General features: G+C 56.6%; 23 protein-coding genes. 13 read left to right on the top strand and 10 right to left on the bottom strand.

The features are described 5' to 3' along the window. The first annotated feature begins 56 nt into the window (after positions 1–56). The 4 genes from QQF73_RS01060 (at position 57) to QQF73_RS01075 (ending at position 4,007) form a co-directional block, all read left to right on the top strand. Entirely contained in the window at positions 57–968 is a 912-nt protein-coding gene (locus QQF73_RS01060; RefSeq protein ID WP_285366937.1) for an NAD(P)-dependent oxidoreductase, read from the top strand. Between the two features lie 3 nt (positions 969–971). Beyond that, the gene (gene hyi / locus QQF73_RS01065) at positions 972–1,763 is read left to right on the top strand and encodes a hydroxypyruvate isomerase (protein WP_285366939.1); all 792 of its coding nucleotides are present in this window, start codon (positions 972–974) and stop codon (positions 1,761–1,763) included. Between the two features lie 95 nt (positions 1,764–1,858). After that, positions 1,859–2,539 (top strand): winged helix-turn-helix domain-containing protein, encoded by a 681-nt coding sequence (locus tag QQF73_RS01070; protein WP_219867261.1) that lies wholly within the window; start codon positions 1,859–1,861, stop codon positions 2,537–2,539. Continuing rightward, a complete protein-coding gene (locus tag QQF73_RS01075; RefSeq protein ID WP_219867260.1) occupies positions 2,526–4,007 on the top strand; it encodes a HAMP domain-containing sensor histidine kinase in 1,482 nt (493 codons plus the stop codon). Before QQF73_RS01070 ends, QQF73_RS01075 begins: the two co-directional genes overlap by 14 nt. A gap of 2 nt (positions 4,008–4,009) precedes the next feature. Here the strand turns inward: QQF73_RS01075 and QQF73_RS01080 are convergent, their stop codons facing one another. Both QQF73_RS01080 and greB read right to left on the bottom strand, forming a co-directional pair. Next, on the bottom strand, positions 4,010–4,291 hold the full coding sequence (locus tag QQF73_RS01080) for a hypothetical protein (RefSeq protein ID WP_219867259.1): 282 nt from the start codon (positions 4,289–4,291) through the stop codon (positions 4,010–4,012). A 257-nt stretch (positions 4,292–4,548) separates the two neighbouring features. After that, positions 4,549–5,028: a transcription elongation factor GreB gene (gene greB, locus QQF73_RS01085; protein WP_219867258.1), complete on the bottom strand. Its 480-nt coding sequence runs from the start codon at positions 5,026–5,028 to the stop codon at positions 4,549–4,551. A gap of 314 nt (positions 5,029–5,342) precedes the next feature. Here greB and QQF73_RS01090 point away from each other — a divergent pair, with 314 nt between their 5' ends. The 7 genes from QQF73_RS01090 to QQF73_RS01120 are packed head-to-tail and all read left to right on the top strand — an operon-like array spanning position 5,343 to position 12,943. Beyond that, positions 5,343–5,855 (top strand): YfiR family protein, encoded by a 513-nt coding sequence (locus QQF73_RS01090; protein ID WP_285366944.1) that lies wholly within the window; start codon positions 5,343–5,345, stop codon positions 5,853–5,855. Then, the gene (locus QQF73_RS01095) at positions 5,852–7,309 is read left to right on the top strand and encodes an ATP-binding protein (RefSeq protein ID WP_219867256.1); all 1,458 of its coding nucleotides are present in this window, start codon (positions 5,852–5,854) and stop codon (positions 7,307–7,309) included. The genes QQF73_RS01090 and QQF73_RS01095 overlap by 4 nt, the downstream gene beginning before the upstream one ends. A gap of 56 nt (positions 7,310–7,365) precedes the next feature. Beyond that, on the top strand, positions 7,366–7,842 hold the full coding sequence (locus QQF73_RS01100; RefSeq protein ID WP_219867255.1) for a response regulator: 477 nt from the start codon (positions 7,366–7,368) through the stop codon (positions 7,840–7,842). After that, the gene (locus QQF73_RS01105) at positions 7,835–9,529 is read left to right on the top strand and encodes a putative bifunctional diguanylate cyclase/phosphodiesterase (RefSeq protein ID WP_285366947.1); all 1,695 of its coding nucleotides are present in this window, start codon (positions 7,835–7,837) and stop codon (positions 9,527–9,529) included. Before QQF73_RS01100 ends, QQF73_RS01105 begins: the two co-directional genes overlap by 8 nt. 54 nt (positions 9,530–9,583) lie before the next feature. Beyond that, the gene (locus tag QQF73_RS01110; RefSeq protein ID WP_285366949.1) at positions 9,584–11,308 is read left to right on the top strand and encodes a thiamine pyrophosphate-binding protein; all 1,725 of its coding nucleotides are present in this window, start codon (positions 9,584–9,586) and stop codon (positions 11,306–11,308) included. Between the two features lie 13 nt (positions 11,309–11,321). After that, positions 11,322–12,149, top strand: a complete 828-nt coding sequence (locus QQF73_RS01115; protein ID WP_285366951.1) for a citryl-CoA lyase — start codon at positions 11,322–11,324, stop codon at positions 12,147–12,149. Next, on the top strand, positions 12,146–12,943 hold the full coding sequence (locus tag QQF73_RS01120; RefSeq protein ID WP_219867252.1) for a citrate synthase family protein: 798 nt from the start codon (positions 12,146–12,148) through the stop codon (positions 12,941–12,943). The genes QQF73_RS01115 and QQF73_RS01120 overlap by 4 nt, the downstream gene beginning before the upstream one ends. Here QQF73_RS01120 and QQF73_RS01125 read toward each other — a convergent pair. Continuing rightward, positions 12,940–15,039 (bottom strand): TonB-dependent receptor plug domain-containing protein, encoded by a 2,100-nt coding sequence (locus tag QQF73_RS01125; protein WP_228743353.1) that lies wholly within the window; start codon positions 15,037–15,039, stop codon positions 12,940–12,942. The two genes, QQF73_RS01120 and QQF73_RS01125, sit on opposite strands and share 4 nt — an antisense overlap. Positions 15,040–15,299: 260 nt before the next feature. Between QQF73_RS01125 and QQF73_RS01130 the strand changes: the two genes are divergently transcribed. Then, positions 15,300–15,791 carry a hypothetical protein gene (locus QQF73_RS01130; protein ID WP_228743352.1) on the top strand — a complete coding sequence of 164 codons (492 nt, stop codon included), beginning with the start codon at positions 15,300–15,302 and terminating at the stop codon, positions 15,789–15,791. 16 nt (positions 15,792–15,807) lie between these two features. On the opposite strand, the gene QQF73_RS01135 is transcribed toward QQF73_RS01130, so the two are convergent. Both QQF73_RS01135 and QQF73_RS01140 read right to left on the bottom strand, forming a co-directional pair. Beyond that, a complete protein-coding gene (locus QQF73_RS01135; protein ID WP_219867250.1) occupies positions 15,808–16,119 on the bottom strand; it encodes a site-specific integrase in 312 nt (103 codons plus the stop codon). Positions 16,120–16,249: 130 nt separating this feature from the next. Continuing rightward, positions 16,250–16,510 (bottom strand): acyl-CoA-binding protein, encoded by a 261-nt coding sequence (locus tag QQF73_RS01140; RefSeq protein WP_219867249.1) that lies wholly within the window; start codon positions 16,508–16,510, stop codon positions 16,250–16,252. 152 nt (positions 16,511–16,662) lie between these two features. Between QQF73_RS01140 and QQF73_RS01145 the strand changes: the two genes are divergently transcribed. Then, entirely contained in the window at positions 16,663–17,154 is a 492-nt protein-coding gene (locus QQF73_RS01145; protein WP_219867248.1) for a DUF4442 domain-containing protein, read from the top strand. A gap of 105 nt (positions 17,155–17,259) precedes the next feature. On the opposite strand, the gene QQF73_RS01150 is transcribed toward QQF73_RS01145, so the two are convergent. The 5 genes from QQF73_RS01150 to QQF73_RS01170 all read right to left on the bottom strand — a co-directional run bounded on the left by QQF73_RS01150 (position 17,260) and on the right by QQF73_RS01170 (position 22,382). Then, positions 17,260–17,514 carry a sulfurtransferase TusA family protein gene (locus QQF73_RS01150; protein WP_285366953.1) on the bottom strand — a complete coding sequence of 85 codons (255 nt, stop codon included), beginning with the start codon at positions 17,512–17,514 and terminating at the stop codon, positions 17,260–17,262. Continuing rightward, positions 17,492–17,617 (bottom strand): hypothetical protein, encoded by a 126-nt coding sequence (locus QQF73_RS01155; protein WP_267460728.1) that lies wholly within the window; start codon positions 17,615–17,617, stop codon positions 17,492–17,494. The genes QQF73_RS01150 and QQF73_RS01155 overlap by 23 nt, the downstream gene beginning before the upstream one ends. Further along, positions 17,614–18,786 (bottom strand): formate dehydrogenase subunit gamma, encoded by a 1,173-nt coding sequence (locus QQF73_RS01160; RefSeq protein WP_219867246.1) that lies wholly within the window; start codon positions 18,784–18,786, stop codon positions 17,614–17,616. Before QQF73_RS01160 ends, QQF73_RS01155 begins: the two co-directional genes overlap by 4 nt. An 86-nt stretch (positions 18,787–18,872) precedes the next feature. Next, positions 18,873–19,481 (bottom strand): formate dehydrogenase FDH3 subunit beta, encoded by a 609-nt coding sequence (gene fdh3B / locus QQF73_RS01165; protein WP_219867245.1) that lies wholly within the window; start codon positions 19,479–19,481, stop codon positions 18,873–18,875. Between the two features lie 15 nt (positions 19,482–19,496). Further along, positions 19,497–22,382, bottom strand: coding sequence for a formate dehydrogenase subunit alpha (locus QQF73_RS01170; RefSeq protein WP_285366956.1), 2,886 nt, complete (start codon positions 22,380–22,382; stop codon positions 19,497–19,499). Positions 22,383–22,418: the final 36 nt, after the last annotated feature.

Here is a 22,418-nt window from a genome sequence, read left to right on the forward strand (position 1 = left end):
TTTGTTTGTATAATCGATGGCACCACTCTTCAGACCACTGCATGGAATTTACGGGTATGATCTCAGCACGACCGCACATCGCATTTCTCGGGATTGGCCTCATGGGCGCACCCATGACGCGCAACCTGCTGGATGCCGGATTCCCGATGACTCTCTGGAATCGCACTGCCAGCAAATGCGAACCGTTTTCCGGTGAGGCCGAAATTGCCGACTCACCGTCAGAGGCGGTGCGCGATGCGGATGTGGTGGTTACCATGCTGGAGAACAGCGACGTCGTCGATCAGGTGCTGGTAGGACAGGGTACCCTGAACGCGCTCAAGCAGGACTCACTGTTGATTGATATGAGCTCGGTTCAGCCTTCCGTAGCCCGTCGCCATGCCGAGCTGGCTGCAGAACGGGGGGCTGGCTACGTTGATGCGCCGGTGTCCGGAGGCACGGTGGGGGCAGCGGAAGCCCGGTTGAGCATCATGGCCGGCGGTTCCGAGGATGACCTGACCCGCGCAGAGCCGATCTTCTCAACACTGGGAACCTGCACCAGAATCGGGCCGGTTGGGACTGGCCAGTTGGCCAAATTGGCCAACCAGGCCATCGTGGGTATCACCATCGGTGCTGTGTCCGAAGCGCTGCTGCTGGCCGCCAAGGGCGGCGCTGATCCGGCGGCCGTCCGGGAGGCGCTGATGGGAGGCTTTGCCGGCAGCCGGATTCTGGAATTGCACGGGCAGAGAATGCTGGATCGGAACTTCTCACCGGGCGCGCCTGCGCGCATTCAGCTCAAGGACATGCGCATGATTCTGGACGAAGCCCGTGCAGAGGGGCTCACCCTGCCGCTGTCCCAGCAGGTCCACAACGAATATCTGTCACTGGTCGCCAACGGCCACAGTGATGTCGATCACAGTGGTTTGCTGCTGGAACTGGAACACCTGAACGGTTCGCTTCTGGGTTCCCTTGGCCGCAGCCTGAAGGAGTAAGACATGCCACGTTTTGCCGCCAACCTGTCGATGCTGTTTACCGAGGTGGATTTTACCGAGCGATTTGCCCGTGCCCGCGCGGCCGGCTTTGCTGGTGTCGAATACCTGTTCCCTTATGCTTATCCCAAGGATCTGCTGGCCCGGGCCCTGAGTGACAATAACCTGACCCAGGTGTTGTTTAACCTGCCGCCGGGGAATTGGGATGCCGGTGAGCGGGGCATCGCCTGCTTGCCGGATCGGTTGGAGGAATTCCGGGCTGGTGTGGATCAGGGCATCGAGTACGCCAGGGCTCTGGGCTGCCGGCGACTGAACTGTCTGGCTGGACTTCGGCCCGATTCGGTGTCGGAGGATGTGGCCTGGCAGACATTGGTCGATAACGTGGCTTATGCTGCGGAAAAGTTTGCTGCTGAAGATATCACGTTGTGCCTGGAGGCAATCAACTCTCGGGTTGATATGCCCGGTTTTATCCTGGATACCTCAGGCAAGGTGCTCGCCTTGATCGAGGAAGTCGATGCCGATAACGTTCGCTTGCAGTACGACCTGTACCACATGCAGATCATGGAAGGAGATCTGATCCGATCCATGGAATGCCTGTTACCATGGGTCGGTCACATTCAGTTTGCCGATAATCCCGGTCGACATGAGCCGGGGACAGGAGAGATTAACTTTTCGAATGTTTTCGAAGCGATCGACAGTATGGGTTATGAAGGCTGGGTAAGCGCGGAATACCGGCCCTCGGGAGAGACCGGTAGCAGTCTTGGGTGGTTTTCGAGCGGTGCTCGACCGTCGCCATAGGCGACACCCTCTTACAAGATCGTAACTGGCCCGTCCCCTGACTTCTTCGTACCCTTGTCGGTAATTAATGTAATCCGCTATCGGGAGGAAAACCGGTGAAAGCACTGGTAATCGAAGACGATCAGGATGTAGCAAACTATCTGGTAAAAGGACTGAGAGAGTCAGACTTCGTCGTGGACCATGCCGCGGACGGAAAAGACGGAATGCTCATGGCCGCCAGCGAGGACTACGACATCATGATCGTGGATCGTATGCTCCCGGGGATGGACGGACTGTCCATCATCAAAACGGTTCGGGCCACGGGTAACCAGGTGCCAGTGCTGATCCTCAGTGCGCTGGGTGATGTCGACGACCGGGTAGAGGGCCTGCGTGGCGGTGGCGATGACTATCTCACCAAGCCTTTCTCGTTCACGGAATTGCTGGCCCGGATCGAATCACTGGTTCGCCGTAACCGACAGACGGCCGAAACCGAAACGGTACTGCGCGTGGCGGATCTGGAAATGGACCTGCTGGCGCGTACCGTGAAGCGAGCCGGCCAAAGCATTGATGTCCAGCCCCGAGAGTTTCGCCTGCTTGAATACCTGATGCGCAATGCCGGCCAGGTGGTCACCCGCACGATGCTGCTCGAAAAGGTATGGGACTATCATTTTGATCCCCAGACCAACGTGATTGACGTGCACATCAGCCGCCTGCGGGCGAAGATCGACAAGGAATTCGATACACCCTTACTGCAGACCATCCGGGGTGCAGGGTACATGTTGCGTGAAACTGCTTAGTCAACTAAGAACTTCGTCCTTCCAGCTCGCTCTGCTGTACATGGTGGTTTTTGCCACCTCGGTATTTTTGTTACTGGCCTTTATCTACTGGCGTACTGCGGGCTTCATGACTGCCCAGACTGACGAAACCATCGAAGCGGAAATCGCCGGTCTGGCCGAGCAGTATCGCGGCCGGGGTGTGAACGGCCTGATTACCATCATTCGCGAGCGGGTCTCACGCGACCCCAACGCCAAGTCCATCTATCTCCTCACGACCGACGATTTTCTTAAACTCGCCGGTAACATCGAATCCTGGCCTCAAGGCTCCCGCTCCGACAGCGGCTGGATCAACTTCACGCTGGACGAGGCGGTTGGCTGGAATGGCCCGAAACGCCTGGCCCGTGCCCGGATTTTCGAGGTTCAGGGCGGCTTGCGTCTGTTGGTGGGCCGCGATGTCGACGAGCTGACCAACCTCAAGCGGGTAATTGAAACCGCCATCAACTGGGGGATGGGGATTACCCTGGCACTTGCCCTGCTTGGTGGTTTCCTGATGAGCCGAAGCACCACCCGGCGCATCGAAATAATCAACAACACCTCACGGCGGATCATGAACGGCCATCTGTCGCTACGGATTCCCACCCGAGGAACCGACGACGATTTCGATCAGTTGGCAGAGAACCTGAACCAGATGCTCGATCGCATTGTGTATCTGATGGAAGGTATCCGGCACGTGTCCGACAGTATTGCCCACGATTTGAGAACGCCCCTGACCCGACTCAGAAACCAGCTGGAAAGCACGCTGATGTCAGTGGATAACGACGAGGCCCGCGAGCAGGCCGGTCGTGCCGTGGCAGAGGCGGATCAGTTGCTGGCAACCTTCAATGCCCTGTTGCGCATCGCCCGCCTGGAAACCCGTGGCAACACTGCCGACATGAAGCCCGTTTCCCTCGATGAACTGGTGACCGACGCCTGCGAATTGTATGAAGCGCTGGCCGAAGACAAGGAACAGACGTTCGAGCAGCGACTGAACAAGGACGTATTCATTGAGGGCGACCGGGACCTGCTGTTCCAGATGATCAGTAACCTGATCGACAACGCAATCAAGTACACACCGGAACATGGAAAAATTGGAGTCGCTGTCCGAAGGGACGGGGCAGATGCCATCTTCGAGGTGCGGGACAGTGGGATCGGTATTCCCGACGAAGAAAAAGATCAGGTGTTCCAGCGCTTCTACCGGGTTGGCAAGAGTCGGTCTTTGCCGGGTAATGGGCTGGGACTTAGTCTGGTGAGTGCGGTGGCCGAAATCCACCAGGGGCACATTGTGCTGAGCGACACTTACCCGGGCAGCACCCCGCCCGGGCTGACCGTATCAATTCATATGCCGGCCTTCTCGGGTGTGAGCAAACGCATCAAGGCCACCCAGGCTGAGTTGCCTTCCAGTTCAGGCGAGGAGGGCTCCCACAACCCACCCAAGACCAGCGACGTCTGAATTCACTGGCCGGTACGGAACCGGTTGACCCGTTCGCGCACCGGGGCAATCAGCGCGTCGGCACGTGTTTCCAGAGTATGGGTGATGTGTTCGAATTGGGACCGGCGGCGACCCACTCTGGCCTGGATGCTGTCCCATTCACCTTCCAGATACTTCTGTTCCGCCATCAGATAGGCCGCAATGTTGTGGCGGTTGACCTTGCCGGTAATGCCCATCTGATCAAGGCGATAACCAAGAGTATCGATGCCTTCAAGGGCAAAGTTCAGCAATTTCTGAGTGTTCATTTGCAAGCTCCGTGACTGGAAATCGTGGTGGAATTCTTTGCCCGAAAACTAGCGCCAGGCCCTAGAGTGTGCAACCTAATTTTGTCCAGGCCGGTGCGCCCCTGCCCTGTCCAAAAGGTAATTCGCTGGCCACTCTGCTGTAATCCCGGCTGTGCAGAATGGAAGATGAAGATGTTGAGGCAAGTCTCAACCATAGCTTGCTTCTCCCTCCAGCACAGCGCTAGCCTTAACCCCGTTTTTACGGGGTTTTTTTTGGTTCAGGCCTTGTCCGTTTCATACCAGATCTGATCGACGTACCAGGTTTTCTCGCCTACCGGTGTGCGGACAATTACTTCATCATCCGCTTCTTTTTTAAGGCATGCACGGGCAATCGGAGCATCGATCGAGACATAGTCCTTTCGCTCATAGATTTCATCCGGGCCGACAATTCGGAAAGTCAGGGAGGTCTCATCGTCGACCAGCCTGACCCAGGCGCCAAAAAACACGCGGCCCTCCTGAAGCTCGGAATAATCCACGATTCGAACACTTTCAAGCCGTTTCCTGATGTGCCTGACCCTGCGGTCTATCTCGCGCAGGCGCCGCTTGTTGTACTGGTAGTCGGCATTTTCCGAGCGGTCACCGAGGCTCGCCGCCCAGGTCACTTTCCGGGTCACCTCGGGCCGCTCTTTGCGCCAGAGAAAATCCAGCTCTTCCTGCAGCTTGTCGAAACCTTCGCGGGTGATCAGATTTGTTTTCATAAAGTGAGCGATTTACCAGAGAAGCAAGGGGACATGTTGTTATAGAATCGCAAATCGATGGAGATACTGCCACAAGCGTCTCATCCGTAAGGGGTTAATTGGGATCGGTTTATTGACGAGACGGAAACCGGTGCTAACCTTTCGGGGAATATCGGGGGTGTTTGCCAGGGTGTCATGCAAGAGCCTCCGATACGCCAAATCTGGATCGTGATCAATCTAAACACTCCGGGCTAGCTTATCGGTTGCACACGACGTGCGGCCTTCAGGGTAAGGGTTCGATGAAATGGATAGCCGGGGGTTGCCCTTAGGTGTTTTTGAAATTCCTTGTCGCATCGCTTTTGTGCGCCGTCGTCGGAGCCTCCAGTGCTTCCGTGCGCTCGGAGTACGAGGTCAAAGCAGCCTTCCTCTATAATTTCACACGCTTCATCACTTGGGCAGATCCACTGTCGGATGTGCCTGACCTGAAGATCTGTGTTCTGGGGCAGGACCCCTTTGGTGACGTGCTGCAGCAACTGGATGGCCGTGTCTCGCAGGGGCGGCCTCTGGCATTGGGTTATCCGGAATCGCTTTCCGACAGTGACGACTGTCAGGTCCTGTTTGTCGGCAGTGCCAGATCCAGGGATTTGCCGGCCATCATCGGTTATGCACATGACCGTCAAATGCTAACGATCAGTGAGATTCCCGACTTTGTGGAGGATGGCGGGATCATCGGATACGTGAAGGAAGGCAATGTTATCCGGTTCGAGATTAACCTGAAGGCTGCCCAGAGCGCGGGCCTCCATGTCAATTCCCGATTGCTGGAACTTGCCGTGAGGGTCATCCGATGATGGACCGCTGGCGCTGGCAGTACTGGCCACTTAAAACCAAACTGCTCTTGCTCACGCTGTCGATCAGTACGCTGGGTATCCTGCTCGTTTGTACCAGTCTTGTGGTGGTTGAAAACGAGAACTATCAGGAGCAGCTCGAGTCGGAACTGCACGTCATCGCGGACATTCTGGCGGAGCAGTCCGCGGCTGCGCTTCTGTTCGAGGATGATCAGCAACTCAGCACCATAATTTCGAGCCTGCGCCAGATCGGAACCATCGAACAGGTGTGCGTGTATAACGTTGCGGGGCGAGTGGTGAGCGCATTGGACGAGTCGGATGATGCCAGCTGCCCGGCCCTTTCCGTTCCGCCAGAGGTTGGTTTTGTTGGCGACTATTATCGTCTTCTGGAGCCGGTAATGCTCGACGGTGACATCGTCGGTCAATTCTATCTGATGTCCCGGCTGGAGGTGTTGCGTGAGCATATCAGGGCTTTCATCCTGGTGACTTTCAGCATCGGGATTGTGATCCAGATGATTTTGGCCTGGGTCGCGTTGCGTTTGCAGCGACTGGTATCTGAGCCGATCTTTCAGCTCTCGGATGCCGCCGAGCGGATTGCCCGGGACCACGATTATTCCATCCGGGTGCCGGTCTATGGAAAAGACGAACTCGGACGGCTGGGCAGTGCCTTCAACGAGATGATTGGAACCGTCCAGCAGCAGAACCTGAAGATACTTCAGAGTCGTGACGAACTGGAGCGGACCGTGGCTGATCGCACCTCGGAGCTGAGTCTTGCCAACAGGGAACTGGAAGCCTTCAGTTTTTCGGTCTCCCATGACCTTCGGCAGCCGCTGCGGGCGATTGAGGGTTTCGGTCAGGCCCTCGAAGAGGACTGTGGGGACCAGCTAAACGAGACTGGACGGGATTACCTGTCCAGGATACGAACGGCCACCGTAAGAATGGGGGGGCTGATTGACGGGCTTCTGGTACTCTCCCGGGTCAGCCGTCAGGCGATGGAGATCAAACAGCTCGATCTCAGCGCCATGCTTGAGGAAATTGTGGAAGAGCTGAGGGAAACCACTGACCCCCTCCCGACGTATGTCCGGATACAACCGGGTATTCGGGTAGTGGGCGATGGTAGAATGATCCGCGTTGCTTTTCAGAATCTGCTCGAGAATGCCTGGAAGTACACGTCCAAGAACGGCGAGCGCCGCATAGCTGTGACGGCTTGTGAAGCTTCTGACAGTATTACCGTTGCAATTCGGGACAATGGTGTCGGGTTCGACATGAAATACGTGGACAAGCTGTTTGTCGCGTTTAATCGCTTGCACACCCCCTCGGAGTTCGTAGGGACGGGGCTGGGGCTGGCCACGGTTGACCGGGTTGTGCGGCGACACTTCGGTGAAATTTACGCTGACTCCTCAGTCGACAAGGGCGCCTGCTTCTATGTAAGGTTCCCTTCGTCAATACAAAAGTAAGGCATTGTGTATAGCGATGCCTTTGATATTCCAATGGAAATGGAGCGTGTATGGGTATGGATGACTATTCGATTCTGGTCGTGGAGGACAACCCGGATGATCAGGTTCTCACGATGCGCGCGCTCAGGAATGCGAGTAGATACAACCCCATAATCATGCTCGAAGACGGACAGGAAGCGCTAGATTTCCTTTTCGGAACCGAAACCCGTGAGCGCTCCGAGCAAGTCGAATCGATAGGCGTTGTATTGCTCGACTTCAAACTGCCCAAGGTGAGTGGCCTGGAAGTGCTACGTCGAATTCGGTCCTCGCCCAAGACCGACTGGATTCCGGTGGTCATGGTCACCTCGTCGGATGAGCCCCAGGAACTTCGCGAAGCCTACCGGTTAGGGGCCAACAGCTTCGTAACAAAGCAGATCGACTACAGTAAGTTCAGCGAACAGATGAGTTTGCTGGCTCGATACTGGTTAACCGTTAACAGAGTTCCCGTGATGGGAGTAACCCGATCGTTCCAAAAAGGTGGCGATGGTGAGTGAATTCAATGATCGCCTGCGAGTGTTGCTGGTCGAGGATTCGGAGGATGATGCCTTCCTCCTTCTGCGAACTCTGAAGAAGGGTGGGATTGAGCCGGATTACCAGATGGTGGACACGGAGAGCGCGATGGAGGCTGCGCTCACGACGTCGGAATGGGACCTTGTGATTACAGACCACAGTCTGCCGGGGTTTACGTCATTTCGTGTGCTTGAGCTGGCACGTCAGTTTGCCGCCGACCTGCCGGTGATCATCGTTTCTGGCCTTATCGGTGAAGACGTTGCGGTGAAGGCCATGAAGGCCGGTGCGCAAGATTACATAATGAAGAACAATCTTGCCCGGTTAATACCGGCGATCCATCGCGAAATGCGGGAAGTGACCGTCCGCCTTGCCAAGAAGGAGGCCGAATCGACACTCCAGCATATGGCCTACCATGACAGCCTTACAGATCTGGTTAATCGCCGTGAATTCGAGCGCCAGCTGGACGAGGCTCTCCATGATTCCCGGAAATCTGCCCGCGACTGCGTCCTGCTGTACCTGGACCTTGATCAGTTCAAGATCATCAATGATACCTGTGGCCACAGGGCCGGCGATGAGTTGTTGAAACAGTTAGCGAAACTGCTTGGCCAGAATTTGCGTGCGAACGATACCCTGGCACGCCTGGGGGGGGATGAGTTCGGGGTACTGCTTCGCGGTTGTGACGCCATCGATGCTCGCAAGGTTGCCGAGTCCCTGTGCGAGGAAGTCCGGGAATACCGGTTTGTCTGGGAGGGTAAGCCGTTTGCGGTCTCCTTGAGCGTGGGCATGGTTATCATCGGCAGTCGTTACAAGACGGCAAGCGAATTGCTCAGTCACGCAGATCTGGCCTGCTACGCGGCCAAGGATCGGGGGCGAAACAACGTCCAGGTCTACGAATCCAGCGACAAGGACATGCAGCAGCGCCAGCGGGATATGCAATGGACCAGTCGGCTGCAGGGCGCTTTGCAGACCGACGATTTCTTCCTGTGTCACCAGGAAATGATCTCGTTGCAGGAAGCGAGTAACGATGGATTCCGTACCGAATTCCTTGTCCGCTTGCGACAGGGCAACGAGGTTGTTCCGCCCGGAGCGTTCATTCCGGCCGCTGAGCGCTTTGGCTTGATGCCAAGAATCGATCGACGAGTCATCGAACTGGCGTTCGGCTATCTCGACCGCACCGGCTTGGGTCGCGAACCGACTGGCACCTTCTTCATTAACCTGTCTGGCGGATCGTTAAGCGATGGCGAGCTTTTCAGTTTCATCCGCAACAAGGTCGAGGAGTATTCAATTCTGCCAAATCGCGTGTGTTTTGAGATCACCGAAACGTCAGCGATTGCGAATCTGAACGACACCATCGGCTTCATTGAGCGGGCTCGCCACGACGGATTCCAATTCGCCCTGGACGATTTTGGTTCGGGCATGAGTTCCTTCTCCTACCTCAAAGCCCTACCCATTGATTACCTGAAAGTGGATGGCGGCTTCATTCGCAACATGACCGCGGACCCGATCGACATGGGCATCGTTGATGCCTGCAACCGGATTGGACACGCGGCCGGCTTGAAAACCATTGCCGAGTTTGTCGAGACGGACGAGGTAAAAGAATGCCTGCGCCAGCTCGGGCTCGATTACGCCCAGGGATACGGGATAGCGAAGCCAGTTCCCCTGGATCAGTAAACCGGACAGGCGCTGCTTTCACCGTATGCGCCAGCCACCTGTGATGAGTATCCAATGCTTGAGTGTGGTGATCTAATTCTGCGTTACCTGGAACGTCTGGGTGTTGAGTACGTTTTCGGGGTGCCGGGTGGCAGCATCGAGCCTTTTTACAATGCCCTCGCCCGAAGTGAGCGTCGCGGTGGAATCCGCATTGTAACCGCGCGCCATGAAACCGGCGCCGCCTTCATGGCTGACGGTTACGCCCGGGAATCCGGTCGACTCGGAGTGTGTTGTGCCACGGCGGGTCCGGGCGCAACCAATCTTCTCACCGGTGTGGCCACCGCCTACGCCGATAACACGCCAATGCTGGTCATATCTGCTCAGACCTCGCTGAACCGTTTCGGCCAGGGTGCCCTGCAGGAATCCTCCTGCACCAGCGTCAACACCATTGATATGTTCTCCAGTTGCACCCGCTACAACACGCTGGTGTCGCACCCGGAACAGCTAGTTCCGAAACTGCTTCACGCCATAGGCCATGCCATGGGCCATCAGCCGGGCCCGGTGCATCTATCCATTCCTCTGGACGTCATGCGCCACTGTGTTTCAGATGAAGCGGCTTACACTTCCCTGAATGCCTTTTTGGCGAACGAAGTGCTGCCAGCGCCTGAAACCATGCAAAGCCTGATCGGTCATCTTGAGGGCATACGCCGGGCGACGATCGTCCTGGGGGAGGGTGCCATCTCCGCGATATCTCAGCTGACAAAGCTTGCGGAAATCAAAGGCTGGCAGCTGGTGACGACCCCGCGGGCAAAGGGTGTGATTGACAGTTTTCACCCCCTGTACCGGGGTGTCTTCGGCTTTGCCGGACATCGCAGTGCGTCGGACGCCCTGAAACCTGAAAATGCCGACAGGATCATTGTGGTGGGTGCGGCGCTGGACGAGGTGTCGACGGCAGGTTGGGATCCGGACGGCATCCTGTCGGGACGATTGATCCATATCTCCAGAAATCCCGGCCATCTGACACGAGCCACCATGGCGCGCCTCGCCATTCTTGGCGAACCCCGATTGATTTTTGATCGGCTTCTGGACGCGCTGGGACACGACGCCAGCGCGGCGAGTTCGGCACGCTTAACCACCAGCGATGGGCTGGCAGCGATCATTGACGAGCGATTTCGCGAGGGGTGTTACGCCAGTTCCGGGCCAGTCAAACCGCAGGCACTGATGACGTATTTCAGCCGGGTCTGCCCGGAAACGACCCGCGCCCTGTTTGATAGCGGCAACAGTTTCCTGTGGGGAATACACCACTGGAACGTGCGACGGCCCGAGGCACTGGCTCCGGAAAAGAATCTGTTCCACATCGGCATTGGATTTGCGCCGATGGGGTGGGCCATCGGGGCATCGGTTGGCGTCGCCATGGCCGCGAAGGGTGCTCCGGTGTTGTGCGTCACCGGTGATGGCAGCTACCTGATGTCCGGGCAGGAGCTGACGACCGCGGCACAGGAAAATCAGAACCTCCTGATGGTGGTGCTTAACGATGCCTCATTGGGAATGGTTCGCCATGGCCAGGCCCTCGGCGGCGCAGAACTGATCGCCAATACTCTGCCCCGTGTGAATTATGCAAAGCTAGCTGAAGCATTAGGCGTTAAATCGTATAGAATCAATAGCATGGAAGAGCTCTATGCGCTCGATCTCGGGGCCATTTTTGCGCGTCCTGGCCCTTGCCTGCTCGACGTGCTGATTGATGCCGAGGAGGTGCCGCCCATGGGCGCGAGAATGAAGGTACTCACCGGAACTGAATAAACAGGACAACCCAATGGCTACAGAGTATCAGTACCACTCCAACATCTGGCTGGAAGAGCCGGAAGCTGAAAACCCTTTTGCGGCAAGGGCCTGCTACTGCCGTGGGTACGATGTCTACGGCGAAGTCGTCCGGAAGGCCGGTTGGTTCGAGTACCTCTTGCTTATGTTCAAGGGCGAGCGACCGGGCACGGGAGAGCCGGAGTTACTCGAGAAGCTCGCCTTGGTTATCGCGAACCCGGGGCCCCGGGAGGCCAGCGTCCGGGCGGCAATGAATGCAGGAGTGGCTGGGACCAATCACAGCTCCGCCTTGATGGCGGCACTTGCAGTTGGCGCCGGCCAGTACGGTGGTTCACAGGAACTCTCGGTGTGTATCGGGTTATGGCAAGAATGCAGTTTTGATTTTGATCGATGGTGCGCCCGGCTACTGAACCCTAGTGACGACGAACGGGCAGACATCTGGCTGCCCATGGAACATGCACCCGGCTTCGATCCGAATGGCGACGTAACTCCCACGCCCATTCTCCAATCGCTGGACCTGCTCGTCGGATTAGCGCCAGCCAACGGTGCACTCGCCTGGCTGAAAGCCAATCGGCAGGCCCTGGAGCAGCACGTCGGCTACCCTCTGGCAATGAGCGGGCTTGCGGCAGCCGCGCTGGTGGATCTCGGTATGGATCCGGATCAGGGCAGCATGTTGTACCTGATGCTCCGGCTGCCGGGGGCGGCAGCACACGCCCTGGAGCAGAAACAGATGGGCTGGAAAAAGTTCCCTTACTACGGCCCCGCGATCGAGCTTGATGAGAGCGGCTCCAACACGGATTCTCCGGAGGCGACCCGAAAATGAGTCACAAACGGCTTTTGGATACCGAGAAACGTTGGGTAACCCGCAAGGGCAAAGCCTACCTTTCCGACCGGGTTATTGTGCATGGCAAAGATTTGCATAAGGAGCTCGGCGATTACGACTGGATTCATCTATATCTATACGCCATTTTAGGGCGCGATCCGGGTGAAAATGTTGCGAAATTGCTGAGTTCATTCTGGGTTTCCACCAGTTATCCGGACGCTTCGATATGGCCTAACCACGTAACGGCATTGGCAGGGACCGTTCGCGCAACAGCATCACTGTCGTTAATGGCCGGACTGAGCATTTCGGAAGCGTCGATATATGGTCGCCGTCCTGAAGTGCGGGCGCTCGATTTTTTCTATCGAGCCGGTAAGCATCTTGACGCTGGCGGTGATCTCGGCGAGTTCGTTGAAAACGAGAAGTCGGCGGGTCGGACTATCTATGGTTATGGTCGTCCGCTGTCCAGGACCGACGAGCGAATCCCATTCATGTTGGACAAAGCCAGGGAGTTTGAATTGGATGGCGGCCGCTACTTGCAGATCGCACTTAATGTGCACAGCTATCTATATGAAAAGTATGGCTACTCAATGAACGTTGCGGCGGTGCATGCGGGCCTCGCCGCTGACATCGGCCTGAGTTGTCAGGAGTACCAGATTTTCGGGAGTCCGGCTTTTGTCACGGGCTTGGCACCATGCTATCAAGATGCGCGAGATAGGCCTGAGGGAAGTTTCTTTCCTGTGCGATGCAGTAACATCGTTTATGAAGGGCCCGCCAAGCGGAATTGGAGTGCCTAGAACTGGTATTGCGCTTCGACGTAGGCAGATCTCCCCGGCATGGGGAAGTCACCGGGAATCGCCGGTCTCGGGTCCGAATAGGGGCTAGGATCGCGAACGTCGGCATTGAATGCGTTTCTGACCGAAACTGCAATATCAAACCCACGCCACAGGCCGTTGGTGCGGGCAGTAAAGTCAACCGTCGTGTAGTCCGCTACCGGCTCCCTTGAGTCGGTAGCTGCCCGCTTTTGTTCCCCAACCCAGTTGGCTTGAGTGTTCAGGGCCCACGTCTGCGCAACCTGCCATTCAACGCGGGCATAGACCTGATGATTGGGCGCCTGCCCGACTGATTCCTTATTTTCATCATCCTCGGCGGATTGGTAAGCGTAGTTTGCTGTCAGATTGAGATTGTCGAGCGCCTGATACGTCACCTCCAGTTCTCCGCCATGACCTTTTCGCTTCCCTGAATTTTGATACTGGCTGGAAACTGGTCCCGACGTGGGCTCCGCAGTTATCAGGTCATCAATTTCGTAGTAAAAAACATTAAATCCGTAAAAGAGGCGTGAACTGGCCTGGTAGGAAAGAGCCAGTTCCAGAGTATCAATCGTTTCCGGGTCAAGTTCATCATTACCCGCCGTGACCGGGTTGTTGTCAACATAGAGTTCATTCAAGGAGGGCGCTCGGAACGCACGGCCATAAAGAAACTTGGTAGTCAGATTGTTTGTGGTGGCCCAGACCAATGCTGCTCGCGGGTTAACCGTGTCCCCAAAGTCGGCGTAATAGTCGTAGCGAAGCCCGCTTACCAGTTGCCAGTTTTGGGCAAATTGCCATTCATCCTGTACGAACATGTAGTAATTCTTTCTATCTTCTTCCGGCATCCAGACCTGATCCGGATCGTCGGAAACGTCTTCCACTTGCCCCTTCGGGCTGAAGTCGGCATTGAAGTTTTTACGCTCGCTGACGTCGTATAAATCTGCCCAAAAGGCGCCAACGCCCGACAGAATGCGGTGGTTGTCAAAGCGACTGTAGATAGAGCTCAGATCGAGCCGTGCTTGCCGCTCTTTGTACCCCGGGCTACCAAGAAACCCATCAGGAAACGCACCACCAAAAGCCCCGGGCGGGTACAGAGCGATGTCGTTTTCAGGTTCTTGGGTAAGGTTGTAGTAGCTGATTCGCGACTCAATATCCAATCCATCGATTATTTCCAGCCAATGATAGCTGTAATCCAGGTTGATCCGCTGGGACTCGTAACGCCCTTCAGGGTCGAGTGCCTGTGCCAGGCCAGGACCCGTGGCAAGATTCCTTCGATCTTGCAAGCCGGCCCTCAACTGCCAGCGATCACCGCTGAAATCAATTCGAGCGTCGAAATGGTCTGCGGCCATATTTACCGGTCCAGGAGCCAGGGAGGCAGACGTACCGAATGCTTCGTCGAAGTTGGTTTGGGCATCGCGATCGATAGTTTTGCGCCAGCCATCGGTGCTTTGCTGTTCGAGCACCAGACTGATATCGGTGCCATTCCATGCGGTGGAGCCCTCAATCCACGCAGCGTGGGTGTCGAAGCTTCCTGTACGCGCGCCGGCCACCACACCATCTATATCCTGCGCGCTCTTGGTGATGATGTTGATGACACCGGCGTAGGCATCCGCACCGTAGAGGGCTGATCCGGGGCCGCGAATTACCTCTATCCGCTTGATGGCCTTAACCGGCATGCCGCTCCATGCATTACCTCGATTACCGAACATCATTGAGGTGACAGGAACACCGTTGATCAACAGCAGAGCTTGGGGATTGAAGCTGGAGGTAATGCCGCGGAAAATATACTTGGGCGTGAAGCCCTGGTCAGAATGGTTAACATGAAGACCGGGAACGGTCTCCAAAACCTGATCCAGGTCCGTTGCCCCAATTGCAGCTATATCGTCGGCGCTAATGACCGAGGTAATGGCTGCAGCTTTGTCCAGCGGAGTTGCGGTCCCGGATGCGATCGAAACCACCCGGATCTGACCCAGTTCCTCGAGAGGGGTATCCCAGAGTGTGTCATCACTGGATGCTGCGTTTGCCGCCACGGGAATTAACAGCCAAACGAGGACTGAGATCCAGAGTTGCTGGCGGACTTTCAATATGCGCATCCTGTGACCGAGTTGAAAGAGCGTACCTAAGCGCGAGAATTGCTTACCAAACCGGAGTTTAGACGTATTTCTTGCTTAAGCAAACTTGAAAAGGGGAATGAGGCTGTCCTGACAATTCACCGAGCCCATGCTGCTATGTTTTGTGTTCCCGTGTTAGTGAAAAGCGTCACAGAATCGTCGACCAACTGCGCAAACCGTCTTTTTTGACGATAGACTGATCAAAAATTGTCATGTGCGTTTGGCATGGATGAATGAGTCAGCACAGGTTTGTGGTCATGGATATGTTTTCGGGGATTGGGATAGTCGGACGTTTGGTCGGTCGCTCGGTGAGGGGCGCGGGCAGTGTTGTGTTATTTGCGCTGCCGGCATTGGTTTCCGCCCAGAGCGAGGCCCCTGGCGAAGACGATGCCTTTGAATACGAAGAACGTTCTACGATTCACAACATTCCACTGCGCTCGATAGAAGAAGACGTTCTCGCCAATACGGTGATCGAGGGTGGGTTGTCTGCGCCGGCGGTCGGTGTGCCGGTCAAGCCTGCTACAGACGACGATTTTTACCTGGACCCGCTGGCTTTACAGCCTCGGGATAGCCGAACGGACCTGGGGCGCTCCGAAATTCCGGTGGAATTCCGCTTCAGTAATCCCAAGTCCATTCCCGGGCAGACGCACAGCAACAACTACGTTATCCGTCCGCCTGAAAACCGCAATTACGACGCCCTGAACGTCAACATGACTGGGCGTTAAACCACTGCTGCGGCACTCAGGCTGCAGCAGTTTCGCCCATGCTGGCTTTTCCAAGAACATCCTCATAGAAAAACGTCAGGGCCTGGCTGGCCTGGTTCAGCCGTGCACGTGAAATCTCGACGCGGTCGCTCAGATAGCTGAGGAACAGTTGGCGATCCTCGCCGGCGAGGGTTTCCGGGTCTTTCATATCGTGGAACAACACGAAGCGGGTAATCCAGTGCAGGTAATTCTGTTCGGCACGCTGGTTCAGGTGCTGGGTGCGAATGGCGTTTTTTACACGACCAACAAGGCCGGGCTGGGATTGTTCCAGCGCTTGGGTGATATCCATGAATAACTCTTCCGATAGGGTTCTTCTTGTTATGTTGGGCGCATCTTATGACAAACGTTTGAACGTCGCAAAACTTTCTAGGGGAAGAGTGACCCCGATCAACCTGACCGGAGTCCACAGGGAGGAATGCTTATTTCAGGGCGTTGAGCTTGTCGATGTACTTTTGCATGGCCTCGTCGCTGGAAGTGCCCTTGAGCTTGTCCCAGGCGTCGTACTTGGCGCGGCCAACAAAGTCCATCATGCCCGGGCGCTTGCCGGAAACATCGCCCTCAGTGGCCTGTTTGTAAAGCGCATAGAACTCCAGCTTCATCTCGTTGGACGGCTGAAAATCGCCCTCGGCGTTCTGGATGTATTTTACGGCTTCATCGAACTGGGTTTTCAGATCGCTCATCTTGCTCTCCTTGTTGGTATTCGTTGGGTCCTGAGAGGGATTGGGCCGAGTATAGCCAGCACAGGGCCCGTCGTCATTGACCAAACGTTCCTTTCCTTCGACGAATGGGGTATTGTCCCGAGCCGAAAAATTCGATAAGCGGAGAGTTGCCCATGGCCAGCACCAACAAGTTGTCTGGAATCGTAAATAAAATCAACCGACTGCCTGATTTTGCCCGTTCCAGAGCCCTGACCCTGTTCTTCGGAAAGGTCGTGCCGTTTACCGGTACCACCGGCATCCGTATTGAATCACTGGATCAGGCGCGGTGTGTCATCAGTCTGGCCAACAAGCGCCGTGTTCAGAACCACATCGGTGGCGTGCATGCGGTTGCCTCCCTGGTGCTGGCTGAGTCGGCAACCGGCTTTCTGGTTGGCCTGAACGTGCCGGACGACAAGGTGCCGGTGATCAAGACTGCCAAAGCGGAATATACCCGTCGTGCCAAGGGTGACATGACCGTTGAAGCCCACCTGACGGAAGAGCAGCGCGAGCGAATGCGTTCGGAAGAAAAAGGCGACGTTTCCGTCCCGGTCACCATTCGCGACAGTGAGGGCAAGGAGCCCATCGAAATCGAGATGGTGTGGGCGTGGACGCCTAAGCGGGGGTAACTGCGTTTGGGGCTATTTCCACAGATTGACCAAACCAATACATTCAGCCCTTGAACGTAAAACCGAAGTTTTTAGCGGAGGGCTAATAACCTTCTCGAATGCCCGCTATGCCAGACAGATGCGATAACGGAGAACGCCGGCGTTCTCCTCCCGGATCCATTCAATCCGGTGACCGGTTATTTCGCACAGCGCCTGCAAATCCCGACGGCCACTGGGGTCGTCGGCCAGAAATTCGACTTCGGTCCCGCTGGGTAAACCCTGGGTGCGTTTTTTAAACCGTAAAATAGGGAGCGGGCACACTAAACCGACGGCGTCGATTTGGTGTACCCCGGTCTGATCATTCAAGGCGTACGCTCTCACTGCTGGCTTGTTCGGCTGAGGACCAGCCGAACTGGTCAAGAACGACCGGGGCGAGCGAGGCAATCACCAAGGCTGCGACAAATGCGGAAATCATGACCTTCATGATGACTCTCCTTTGCCTTCTTTGGCCTCGACCTCAGCCACCCAGAGATCGTGGTGCTGGCGCGCCCACTCTACGTCAACATGACCGTTGCCCATGGCATCGAATGCCCCTTCCATACCGACCGAGCCGATGTAGATGTGGGCAATGATGGCCAGCATCATCACGAAGGCCACAATCGAATGCCAAATGTTGGCGTATTGCATTTCTTCGTGGGGTGCCAGGTCGGTCGGGAAACTGGTGCCCAGGACGCTGTTGATAACCCCAAAGGTATCGGCAAACATCGGCAATTGAAACGGGAACAGCAGGGACAGGCCGGACAGAGAGACCGAAAAGCCCAGCACCATCACGGTCCAGAAAATTATTTTCTGACCTGCGTTGAACTTCCTGGCTGAAGGGTGGCTCTTGGTAAAGATGCCGCCGCCCGCTTTAAGCCATTGCCAGTCCAGCTTGTTTGGGATGTTGTGCGCCACCCACATGCAGAACGTCATTACCAGCCCCAGCATGAAGGCCCACGAAACATTGTTGTGAAGCCACTTGGAGCCGGCAGCGATCGGCGCAAAGGCGTCGATCCCGATCACCGGGATCAGAAAACTGCGCCCCATCAACGTGACCAGCCCGGTTATACCCAAAACGATAAACGAGCCGGCCAGCAACCAATGGCCAAATCGTTCTACGGCCTTGAATCGCTCGATCGTGGTGCCGGCAGGACCGCCATCAATCATGATTTTGCCGCGAACGAAGTAAAACACCACCAGCAATGCCACGAAGCCAAGGATTGCACCGCCGCCGTAGGTGATCACCGGTCCCTCGCGCAGCTTGTACCAGGGCATGCCTTCGTCCTGAATCATTACGCCATTGGCCGGTCCGGGTGACTGAACGGTGGGATCAATCTTGTTGTAGCGGATAGAGCGCCAGACATCGGCATCAGAGCGCCCTCCCAGCGTGCCCAGTTGGCCACTGGCCGGCGCCGCATTTTCGGGATTACCGAGGTTTTCAGATCGAAAGGACTCATCGATCTCCAACTGTTCCTGACGGCGCATGATGTCTTCGAGGGTTTGAGCTCCCCCCGTGGCAGTTCGATCAACGGTCGAACCATCTTGCGCCCAGGCAGGATTAAACAGCAGTGTCGCCAGCGCAAGGACGGCGGCACTAAATAGTTTTGATTTCATGAGAGCACTCCAGCGGAATCGAAAAGAAGCATTCGTTGCCTTTCTGAATACCGGGGCCCGACGGGCCCCGGAACACTCAGGCCGGTTTATGCACCCTTCTTCTCGTAGGCTGTGCCCCATCCCCAGGCGCCGGAACCAAAACCACGGTTCACCACGCGCTGGCGATAGATATCCGCCACCTCGTTGCCATCACCGGCCAACAGGGCTTTGGTTGAGCACATTTCCGCACAAAGTGGCAATTTTCCCTCCGCAATGCGGTTGCGTCCGTACTTTGAGAACTCCGCTGTCGAGTTGTCTTCTTCAGGACCGCCAGCACAGAACGTGCATTTGTCCATCTTGCCCCGGCTGCCAAAGTTGCCCGCCTGTGGGAACTGAGGTGCGCCGAAGGGGCAAGCGTAGAAGCAATACCCACAGCCGATACACAGATCCTTGGAGTGCAACACTATGCCGTCCTCGGTCTGGTAGAAGCAGTCCACCGGACAGACGGCCATACAAGGCGCGTCAGAACAGTGCATGCAGGCTACCGAGATCGAGCGCTCGCCAGGCTTACCATCTTCGATGGTCACCACGCGTCGGCGGTTGATGCCCCAGGGGACTTCATTCTCATTCTTACAGGCCGTTACGCAGGCATTGCATTCGATGCAGCGTTCGGCGTCGCAAAGGAATTTTGCGCGTGCTTGTCCTTCAAGTGCCATGATCTACACCTCTCATCATGCCGGCATAATCGAACACAGGGTGGCCTTGGTCTCTTGCATCTGCGTGACCGAGTCATACCCGTATGTTTGAACAACATTGGTGGATTCACCCAAGACAATCGGGTCGGCCCCTTCGGGGTATTTGTCCCTCAGAGACTTGCCCTCCAGTTCTCCGCCGAAGTGGAACGGCATGAAGGCGACGCCTTCGCCAACCCGTTCGGTCACCATCGCCTTGACCTTGATGCGTCCGCCTTCCGGACCGGAAACCCAGACGTCGTTGCCGTCACGAATGTTCAGGTTGTTCGCATCGCGGGGATTCACCTCGATGAACATTTCCTGCTGCAATTCCGCCAGCCAGGGGTTCGAGCGTGTCTCGTCACCGCCACCCTCATATTCGACCAGGCGGCCGGAGGTGAGAATGATGGGGAACTCCTTGCTGAAGTCATTCTTCTGAATGGACTCGTACAAGGTCGGAACCCGCCAGAAGGTCTTGTCCTCGTAGGTAGGGTAATCTTTGACCAGATCCCGGCGCGTGGTGTAAAGCGGTTCACGGTGAATCGGCACGGGATCCGGGAAGTTCCAGACCACGGCCCGCGCTTTGGCGTTACCAAAGGGTGCGCACTCGTGCTTGATGGCCACCCGCTGGATACCGCCTGACAGATCGGTCTTCCAGTTGGTCTCGGGACCGGCAACTGCTTCAATGCTGGCGCGCTCTTCATCCGTGAGGTCGCCGTCCCAGCCCAGATCCATCAGCATCTGCATGGTGAATTCCGGGTAGCCGTCCTTAATCTCGGAATTCTTGGAGTAGACGCCTTCTGCAAGCAGGTTCTCGCCGTCGCGTTCGACACCGAACCGGGCCCGGAAGGTGAGGCCGCCCTTGGAGACCGGCAACGACATGTCGTACAGGTTGGGTGTTCCGGGATGATTCATCTCCGCTGTACCCCAGGAAGGCCACGGCAGCCCATAGACGTCACCATCGCAGGGGCCTCCGTTCGCTCGCAGAGTGGTCTTGTCGAAGTGGTGCTGGTACTGCATGTGTTTCTTGAGACGCTCGGGTGATTGACCGGTGTAACCGATGGTCCACATACCGCGATTGAATTCGCGGGTAATGTCCTCGATCGACGGCTCGTCGCCCTCAATGGCAATGTTGCGGAACATACGATCGGTGAAACCGAACTTGTCCGAGAACAGCTTCATGATTTCGTGGTCGACCTTGGAGTCGAACAGTGGCTCAATCACCTTTTCACGCCACTGGAGCGAGCGGTTCGAAGCAGTAACGGAACCGTAGGTCTCGAACTGGGTGGTCGTTGGCAGCAGGTAAGCGCCGTCTTTGCGATCGTGCAAAACTGCCGACACGGTGGGGAAGGGATCCACGACGACCAACAGGTCCAGCTTCTCCATGGCTTCCTTCATTTCGAGCATACGGGTCTGGGAGTTGGGCGCGTGGCCCCACAGAACCATGGCCCGGGTATTGTCGGGCTGCTCCAGGTTTTCCTTGGCCTCCAGAACACCATCGATCCAACGGGAAACCGGAATGCCTTTCTCGTTCATCATGGCTCTGGATTTGCCGTTTTTGTCCCACACGGCAAACCGACCTTTCAGCCAGTCCAGGTCCTCCTCCCAGACGCGCGCCCAATGAGCCCAGGAGCCGGCGGCCAGGCCATAATAGCCGGGCAGGGTGTCGGCCAGGACGCCCAGATCGGTGGCACCCTGAACGTTATCGTGACCACGGAAGATGTTGGTGCCGCCGCCAGAAACGCCCATGTTGCCCAGTGCCAGTTGCAGAATGCAGTAGGCGCGTGTGTTGTTGTTTCCGTTGGTGTGCTGGGTACCACCCATGCACCAGATGACGGTGCCCGGGCGGTTATTCGCCAGAGTACGGGCAACGCGCTCAAGCTGGGCTCCCGGTGCACCGGTAACCCGCTCGACTTCTTCAGGGTTCCAGCGTTTCACCTCGTTTCGGATCTCGTCCATTCCCCACACCCGGGTGCGGAGAAACTCCTTGTCTTCCCAGCCGTTCTCAAAGATGTGCCAGAGAATGCCCCAGACCAAAGCCACGTCTGAACCCGGCCGGAAGCGTACAAACTCATCGGCATGGGCGGCGGTGCGCGTGAAACGCGGATCGCAAACAATGAGCGGCGCGTTGTTTTCTTCCTTGGCTTTCAGAATGTGAAGCAACGACACCGGGTGCGCTTCGGCGGGGTTACCCCCGATCAGGAAAATCGCCTGGGATTTGTGGATGTCGTTGTACGAGTTCGTCATCGCCCCGTAGCCCCAGGTGTTGGCTACGCCCGCGACCGTGGTTGAGTGACAGATCCGGGCCTGGTGATCGACGTTGTTGGTGCCCCAGTAGGCAGCAAATTTACGGAAGAGGTACGCCTGTTCGTTGTTGAACTTGGCGCTGCCGAGCCAGTAGACGGAGTCGGGACCGCTCTCTTCGCGGATCTGCAGCATCTTGTCGCCGATCTCGTTGATGGCGGTTTCCCAGGAGATCTTCTGCCATTGGCCATCGACCATTTTCATAGGGGTCTTGAGGCGACGTTCGCCGTGCGCATGCTCGCGCACAGAGGCTCCTTTCGCACAGTGAGCGCCGAGATTGAATGGGCTGTCCCATCCCGGCTCCTGGCCGGTCCAGACGCCATTTTGCACTTCGGCCTCGACCGTGCAGCCGACGGAGCAATGCGTACATACTGATTTCTTGAGAACGACTTCCCCGCCTTCCGCCGACGGCGTTTCGGCCCGAACCCGCGTGGACGTCAGCGATAGAGCCGCCAGACCACCCACGGTGACACCGGAGGCCGCCAGAAACCCACGTCGGTCCAGAGTTTTTGCGGCGAGGGATGAAAGTAAAGATCCCGCACGGGAGCCTTTCGCTACCCCGTTGGTTTTCTTCCTTAACATGTCAGTTACCTCTGTTTTTTGTTCTCGTTTTTCCGG

The organism is Marinobacter albus, from assembly GCF_030238305.1.
GTDB lineage: Bacteria > Pseudomonadota > Gammaproteobacteria > Pseudomonadales > Oleiphilaceae > Marinobacter > Marinobacter albus.